The following is an 8,121-nucleotide window of genomic DNA, read 5'->3' on the forward strand; positions in this document are numbered from 1 at the left end:
AAAATCAAGGGATATATTACCTGGTTCGGGAACGTTTGATACCCTGTTTATCCATTTTGTACCGTAAAACCCGCTCACTGATCCCCAAACTTTCAGCCGCCCTGGTTTGTATCCAATCCACCTTTTCTAAAGCCGCCAGGATCATTTCCCGCTCCGCGATAGTGAGTTTTTCATCCAGCGTTCCCGAAACCATATTCTGATAATGACGTATTTCAGCAGGTACATCTGCCGGCCTGATAACAGCACCCCGGGTAAACGTTACCAGCCGCTGGACAATATGTTCGAGCTCCCTGATATTGCCCGGATAGGAATATTTAATCAAAATATCCCTGGTCTCAGGAAGAAATTCTATCATCTTCTGCCCACCATAACGGGTAGCAAACAAATCAAGCAGGCTGGAAATATCCTCACGCCGGCTTCTTAGCGGTGGAATCTCAATTTCAAAGGCATTGATCCGATAATATAAATCCTCACGGAAAGAACCGTCCTGAACCATCTTTTTAAGATCACGATTGCTGGCGGCAATTACCCGCACATCCACCTCAATATCCTTTTCCCCACCTACCCTAACAATTTTCTTTTCCTGCAGCGCCCGCAGCAGTTTGGGCTGCAAGCTCAAAGGTAATTCACCAATTTCATCAAGAAAAAGGCTGCCCTGCTGCGCCAACTCAAAGCGACCGCGACGACGGCCGGATGCCCCGGTAAAGGCTCCTTTTTCATGGCCGAAAAGCTCACTCTCAAATAAATTTTCCGGGATAGCGGCACAATTTACTTCCACAAAAGGTCCATCACGCCTGGGACTTAATAAATGAATCAGCCGTGCCATCAATTCTTTGCCGGTCCCGGTCTCCCCTTTGATTAATACTGACCAGGGTGTCGGAGCCACCCTTCTGGCCAGCGATATGGTCTCTTTCATCAGTGGGCTATTGGCGACAATGCTGATCGGCAATGGGCTCTCCTCTACTGACTTCTCAGCTTCTTTGACATCATGAACCACCTGAACGTCCTGCTCTATTTTACGAATTTTGGTCAGTAAAGTTTCCAGGTTGACTGGCTTGGAAAGAAAATCATCAGCGCCCAGTTTCATCACCTTTACGGCCGTATCCACATCTCCATAGGCAGTAATCATCAGTGCCCTGATTTCAGGATTCAGCTCTTTCATCCGGGCCAGAACTTCATCACCCGTCATGCCCGGCATTTTATGATCCAGAAGGACCAGGGAAACCGGCGTTACCGCAAAAATTTCTAGCGCTCGTAGACCATCGGCAGAGGTCACAACCTCATATCCCTGATTGGCCAGAAACCCCTGCAACAGATCCCGCTGAACTTTTTCATCATCAACCAACAAAATTTTCATTTCCAGCCCTGCAATTCCAAAATGTTATCAGTCGATACGTGGCAAAACAATGGTAAGCTTAAAAAGATGTTCGGGAGTAAGTACCGCCCGAACCGTTCCCCCATGGGCCTTGATAATCTTTTTCGTAATCGCCAGACCCAGACCGGTTCCCCTGGTTCTCAAGGTCACATAGGGAGAAAATATTCTGTCCATTTCTTTCAACTCCGGAATGTCACCTGGATTAGTCACAACCAGCAAGGCCGTGGTGCCAGTTTTTTTGAGCCTGACCGTAATGCGACCTCCATGAGGCTGCGCCTCGGAAGCATTCCTCAATACATTTTCTAAAACCTGAGCCAGAAGATTTTTATCTCCCGAGACCATGATCCCCACTTCCAATTCAGTAGAAAGTGAAATATCAGCCTCGACAAAGTGACTTTGATACAAGGCTGCCACGTCCCTGACCAACAAAGAAAATGCTACCGGTTCCCGGCTGATGGATTGAGGCAAACTGGCATAATGAAGCAGTCCGTCAATAATCGAATCTGTCCTTTTAATGGAATCCAGGAGTACGTCAATGAGCTGACGGTGATCAGCTGATAATTCATCGGCTTCCAAAGCCAGTCGCTGCAGGGCAATAGCCATGGCATTGAGCGGGTTCCTGATTTCATGGGCTATAGCCGCCGCGGAACGCCCCAAAGCGGCGTCTTCCCTTTGCCGGGCCAGCCGGCGGTTGTATTCCTGCTTTTCATTGATATAAGACGATTGCTGCCGATACAGCAAGTAGGACAGCAGGCCGCCAAGAAAAGCCAGGATGCTGCTGAAAATAAAAAAATCACGCCATAATCGACGTTGATTCAACCGTAATGGTTCAGCATCCAAACCAACCACCAGAGGGGTCCGGCCGAAGTTAATTGACACTTCAGCTACCATCCCCTGGTCGGTATTTTTAAAAATTACTTCGGTCGTATCCGACATTCCGTCAGCAGGATTTCCTTGATTAGCAATGGCTGAAACGTTTGACTGATTTTCAGGATGAACATAAAGGATACCGCCCAGCTTTTTCACTTCAGACAACACTTTCGACAGACCAACATTCTGGTGAAAATTTTCCAGATCTTTGGCATCAATACCCAAAACTATTTCGCTCACCAAACCTGAACCGGGAACCCGGAAAAATACCAGGTGATTTTCAGCGGAATATTGCAACCTTTTGTCTGGAATACGATCCCAAGAAGGAGCCCCGACAAGCCAACCGTCGGGGGCTGAAACCGTTTGACCGCCGTTTCTGAGCAAAGCAATTCCCTGGAGTCCACTTTCGGCGGCAAAAGCCTCCAATTCATCAACTGTAAATGGCTCAACGGAATCAAGGTATTGCACAAACTCGGCGCTATTGGCCAGAAAACGGGATACTACCCCATTAATGATATCCTCGGAAATAACCGCCCCCTTAACATGAAGGCGTACCACCCCGGCCACCAGCCTGGCATGATTTCCGGCATCAGCAACGAAAAGATTCTGGGCCTGTTTGATCTGAAAAAAGAAATATGAAACAACCAGGAAAAATAAAATCAGAAAAAAGAACACGTTCCCCTGCCACAAGGGAATTTTTGCCAACCAGAGATTTCTGGAACTGGATTTAGCGCCCTCCACGCCCACCATGTCTCCCTCCGGCATGTCCACCGAATCCCATGCCTCGCCCTTCAAAAAGTCGGCTCCTCACTCCAGTCCGATCCCAACCACCACGGGTCGGACAACTACACCAAACCTTTGGGCTTGATAACACTCCGTCACCTTTATCAAAAAAGTTCCCCTTGACGCGCACTATTTCCCCGGGTTTCAAATCAGATGGAATTCTGCCTTGTTCAAATTCAATGACTATTTGGCCTTTGCCATCTTCGAGCGGTGCCAAAACGATCTGCCTGATTTCACGATCGACAGTCACCACCTTGCCGGCAATCACCTCAACCGCCATGGCCTGGCTCCCGCAGCACATTGACAACAATGCTGTTATCGTTAAAATAGAAAGATGGCGCCACATTGGATAACGTTTCTCCGGTAATCCTCTGAATCAACAGGTGATTGGTTCCGCATCATCATAAAATCCACAAACAAATCGAATCTTGTCAACGAACGGGTCAGGGAAAGTTTGGCCCCGCGCTCATAATCATGTCGGCTGTCACCCCCCGGCGCCCGGTCATAAAGCCGCTTTAGCCACCACCCGGTCAGGGACAAGCTCCATAAATCCAGCGGCAGCCAATCAAGTCCGGCGTTCACGCCCAGACCATCAAAAGACTCAAGATCAATGGTCGAATGCAGCCGTCGATAGGAAGTACCCACGCACAGAGACAAAACCTCCGTCAATGTTTTTTCCAATGATAATTCAGCAAGATAGAGCCAATCTTCCCGATCTTCGGGTATGTTATGGGAAGTCTTTGAAGCTTGACCTGGTGATTCATCAGGTGGTGCAGATACACCATCCCTATTTCCCAGGGTCTCTGACAACAATCCATTCACTGGCATACTATTTTGCATCGGCGACAACCGATGTCCCCCCTCTCCTATCTGCACATGACCTGCAAAGGGGGTTAGCTGGTGACGATAGTTGATGTATGAAACCTGACCTTTGCAGAATAAATCAAGGGTTGGAGTAAGAAAATAGGTCGTTTCCAGACCCATATGGACAATATCTGCCTCATCTTCGCGGGAATAGTGATCACGGTACAATTCCGGGTTCACAAAAAATGTGATCAGGCCTTTCCCCTGCCAGAAGGGAGAAGTCAAATTCATCGTGAGCCCTCCGGTAAAATTATCACCGATTTCTACCATATCTCGATAACTGGCATAGGCAGAAGTCTGTAAACTGAAACTTTCGGATAAGCTGAATCGTGCTGCACTCCTAAATTGATATAAAGTAAAGAATGTTTCCTCTTCGCCTATTTCCCGGCCGGGATTATCATCATAACCCAGCGCCAATTTCGTTGAAAGATCCCAGGCAGACACCTGACAAACTGGAAAAAATAAGAGTAAAAAAAGTAGAGAGGCCGCAATCATGATGGTGATTGCGGCCTCACGAGCCCAGGTTTTATACAATAATAATACTCCTGAACATTTCAAATGGTTACCTGCATCTTACCATGTTATTGTAGACAGCTACCATCATGTAACCGCTGACCGGCACCCATGTTTCCGTCCTGGGAACCGTTGCCACCACCACCCATGGCACCACGGCGCCAGATCGGCCTTCCCTCTTCATCCCTGAGTGGAATCGTCTGCTCGCCAACGGTTACGGCAACAGCAATCAGTTTGGTACTTTCATCAATAAATGTTACTTCATAGGCTGCGATGGTTACCTCTTCTCCGACTGTCAGAGGTTCATAACCTAAGGCTTCCCATACCATAGAAGAGCCTATGCCGTAAACGGTAATAATTTCTGCTCCGTCATCAATTTTCAGCCCTGGATCACCAATGGCAGGCAACGCGGCCACTTTACCAACCACATTTACCGATTCGCCATCATAGATTGAGACCATTGGTCCGCTGCCATCAGCAAGCCCCTGCCCCCTTCCCTGACCGGCTGAAACCGGAAGTGTTCCAGCCATTACCACCATTACCACTAAAAATGTCATAGCTATTTTTTTGAAATTTCTCATTATCATCACCTGTTTTTTAATTAGAATTTAAAGATAGAAACTTTTTACTTTCTTTGACGTCCATAACCCTGGCCATTTCCTTTCCGTTCTCCCATGTGATTTTGAGATTCCGAACCAGAGCCGTAACCATGCCTATATCCCTGACCATTTCCAGAAGCATTAGCAGGTCTGCCTGAATATTGCCGTCTTTCATCAACAGGCATCGACTTAACCCTCTGTTGCCACTCATTACGGAAGGATTGACGTTCTTCTTCCGTTGAAGAAGACATGGTTCCCCGCATCTCGGCTAACTCTTCAGTAGAATACGAGCTGTAGTCAGCAGCTAAAACCGGCAGGGAAAACGTCATCGCCATGGCAATCGCCATAATCAGCATCAAACACCTCTTCATTATTTTCTCACCTCCTTTCAGAATATATTTTTCTGAGAGGAAAAGCAAGTCGCATGCCAAATAAATTTATCTATAATTTCAATTAGTTACATTAATATTGGCATAACATATTTCGACATTATCTGGAATCTTTCGACAATCTTGTCGAAAAATACACGTTAAAAGTGACCTATTTAAACCCGTCCCTCAAAGAGCAATTTCAGTACCATGGGTCGCTGAAAAACCCGCTAATCGAACACCAAAAGTGCCGAAATCAACCCCTAATTAAAGGAAAAAAATCACAGAGATAGACAACTACATTCAACATGCTGAAAGACAGATTGAGCAAATCCGAAGACGGGTTGTTGAAGGTGAAAAAATTCCACATGATGAAAAAGTCTTTTCTGTTATGTGACAATTAACTTGTCCGGACAAAGTAATTGACATTTAACACTTTTCTATCTTTGAAGAATATACCGAATGGATTAGCAAGGGCAAAGCTTGTAATTTGACATTCAGGAGTTACATGCTAATATTATAGTATGGTTATTATTGTGGTGAGAAATGGCATAATAACGTAACCCCATCTGCGCTTTGACCATGCAATTTATTATATTATAATCCAGAAAGGAGAGTATACCATGAATTCCAAAATTAACCATTTTACCGCGCTTCTTATTATTGCCACCGCAATTTTGCTGCTTTCTTTTCCATGCCGGGCGGATGTCGGTAATATTCCGACAACCGGCAACTATCCCTATCAATCATCTCCCGTGGTAATTCAGCCACCTGTCTACAACCCTGATATTTACATACTTGCTGCAGTAACGGTACCCTTTCAAGAGCAATTCAGCTTTAGTATTGGTCCAGATGGTACAACGAATCGCACTTGGTACATTGATAATTATTATATATATCTTCAAAACACGAACAGGGACGATGATGTCGGAGGTCCTTTTGCCGGTGTGTTGTTTAAGGCTTCTAGAAACGGACTGCCAGAAACGATAATATCCGCTTCAGTCAGACTTGTACTGGCTCGACCGGTGTCACCAAACACAACCCCGGACCTTAAATTCTATCGGGTCAAACCCGAATATCAGTGGTCAGCAAAGTCATTTTCCAGCCATAATTGTCTGGATGCTATAGGAAATTGCTATGATTCCCCTAAGGATGTGATCGATATCACCAACCCATTGATTGTAACCGGTGAGATACGATATGAAGGAGAACTTAACGATAGGCCTGTTCTTTATGCTGATATTTCAAAAGGGTTCTCGGAGCATGGGTTTTCTGCCTCCGACGGTATATTCATGGAACTGAGTAATGATATAGGTGGAGATGGAGTTTTGGGCGTTGCCACTTTTTTTGGCAAAGATGCGCCCTCTCCGGCTCTGGAAGCATCATTAGTATACCGTTATGATTCCCACATTCAAACAGCAATTGGGGTAAATACCTGTGGAGATGGTATTTGCGATCCCTTTGAAAACAACTGTGCTGTTGACTGCGAGGGCAGCAATGATATTGAACCTCCAGGACTTTCCTTTACTGTTTCACCGGATGGATACCAGATGGATACCGGCACGCATATTTCTGCCACGGCCCAGCGGACCGGTGGAGATGAAGATAACAGTAGCCAAAACAGTTCTTCACTTCCATCCTGGAACATTCCTGTTTTTGACACCCCCTTCCTTGATGATCTACCAAACATCCATGATCTACTAGGACCCGCATTAAATATGCATCTTTTTGATCCCGCAGAGCCTATCGCTCCCCTTTCCATCTGGGTTGCGGGTTTTTCAGCTGCCCCCTGGAACATATTTTTGTGTACTACGGATGACAATATATGTAATTATGAAGGTTCCCCGGCCCCCGGTTTATACAAACTGTGTGCAAGGGCACGGGATGATGCCGGTAATTTGTCTGAAACTTTGTGCAAGGATTTCAGGATCGGCTCTGCCACGCCCCCCGAAATTTCAGTAAGACTATATCCCCCCGACGTCCGCCTGGGGGAAACTCTCAATCTTCAGGTATCGGCATCCGATTATAATGAAGGCCTTACTTCCATAACCGTCGATCTTCTTGATGACCATCAAACCTTTCTCATTAATGGCAGTAAAACCTGGATGCATGATTTTGATATTCCACTTTGCGACTGGGACTGGAGCTCTGAATATCCACCAGGAAAGCTGAATCCCATCAATATTTATGTATCAGCAAAAGATGGCGAACAAATGAGGAGTTCATATTGGGATATTATAACCCCCAAATTCCCTGTGCAGGCCAGGTATGGCCTGGGGGTGGAAAATTTTGGTTCTAACCTCTCTTGGAATCAGTATGCACATACTTTCGGCAACGAGGTCTATGGATCGGTTTCCATCTGTATTTACCCGCCGTGGATATTCCCTGGTATATGCAGAAATAATCGGTGGTGCAACTGCTATAGCGGCACACCTGATTCTACCATAAGCGACATTGTGAATGACCTTGGCGGCTGGCTTATGGAAGCAATAGTTGATGCTATTGGTATAAATGACAATCTTGAAAATTATTTCGGGGTAACGGATCTTTCTCGACTTGGCGTTCCCGATCTTTTTGCCCTGCTGTTCTTTCCCATTTATCGAATTGCAGGGAAAGAAGGTCTGTGTACGGGATTTACCACTGCGTCGGCAATGTTGACAAATCAAGCGGCTACGCCGGATGAGATATGTCCCGGATGCGGCAGCGAGGTGTCTTCGTGGTCAGAAAACGACATCAGCTTCTATGTCGG

The 8,121-nt window shown here is 46.2% G+C and carries 7 protein-coding genes; 1 reads left to right on the top strand and 6 read right to left on the bottom strand.

Going from position 1 to position 8,121, the window contains the following annotated elements:
• Positions 1 to 16 precede the first annotated feature (16 nt).
• The 6 genes from U9P07_03220 to U9P07_03245 are packed head-to-tail and all read right to left on the bottom strand — an operon-like array spanning position 17 to position 5,375.
• On the bottom strand, positions 17 to 1,357 hold the full coding sequence (locus tag U9P07_03220) for a sigma-54 dependent transcriptional regulator (GenBank protein ID MEA2108414.1): 1,341 nt from the start codon (positions 1,355 to 1,357) through the stop codon (positions 17 to 19).
• 27 nt (positions 1,358 to 1,384) lie between these two features.
• Positions 1,385 to 3,010 carry an ATP-binding protein gene (locus U9P07_03225; GenBank protein MEA2108415.1) on the bottom strand — a complete coding sequence of 542 codons (1,626 nt, stop codon included), beginning with the start codon at positions 3,008 to 3,010 and terminating at the stop codon, positions 1,385 to 1,387.
• The gene (locus tag U9P07_03230) at positions 2,973 to 3,308 is read right to left on the bottom strand and encodes a hypothetical protein (GenBank protein ID MEA2108416.1); all 336 of its coding nucleotides are present in this window, start codon (positions 3,306 to 3,308) and stop codon (positions 2,973 to 2,975) included. Before U9P07_03230 ends, U9P07_03225 begins: the two co-directional genes overlap by 38 nt.
• A 41-nt stretch (positions 3,309 to 3,349) precedes the next feature.
• Entirely contained in the window at positions 3,350 to 4,426 is a 1,077-nt protein-coding gene (locus tag U9P07_03235) for a hypothetical protein (protein MEA2108417.1), read from the bottom strand.
• A 47-nt stretch (positions 4,427 to 4,473) separates the two neighbouring features.
• Positions 4,474 to 4,986: a hypothetical protein gene (locus U9P07_03240; protein ID MEA2108418.1), complete on the bottom strand. Its 513-nt coding sequence runs from the start codon at positions 4,984 to 4,986 to the stop codon at positions 4,474 to 4,476.
• 44 nt (positions 4,987 to 5,030) lie between these two features.
• Positions 5,031 to 5,375, bottom strand: coding sequence for a DUF1104 domain-containing protein (locus U9P07_03245; GenBank protein MEA2108419.1), 345 nt, complete (start codon positions 5,373 to 5,375; stop codon positions 5,031 to 5,033).
• 620 nt (positions 5,376 to 5,995) lie between these two features.
• Here U9P07_03245 and U9P07_03250 point away from each other — a divergent pair.
• On the top strand, positions 5,996 to 8,121 hold a 2,126-nt coding region (locus U9P07_03250), incomplete at its 3' end, for a hypothetical protein (GenBank protein ID MEA2108420.1).

The sequence above is a fragment of the Pseudomonadota bacterium genome (assembly GCA_034660915.1).
In the GTDB taxonomy this organism is placed as follows: domain Bacteria; phylum Desulfobacterota; class Anaeroferrophillalia; order Anaeroferrophillales; family Anaeroferrophillaceae; genus DQWO01.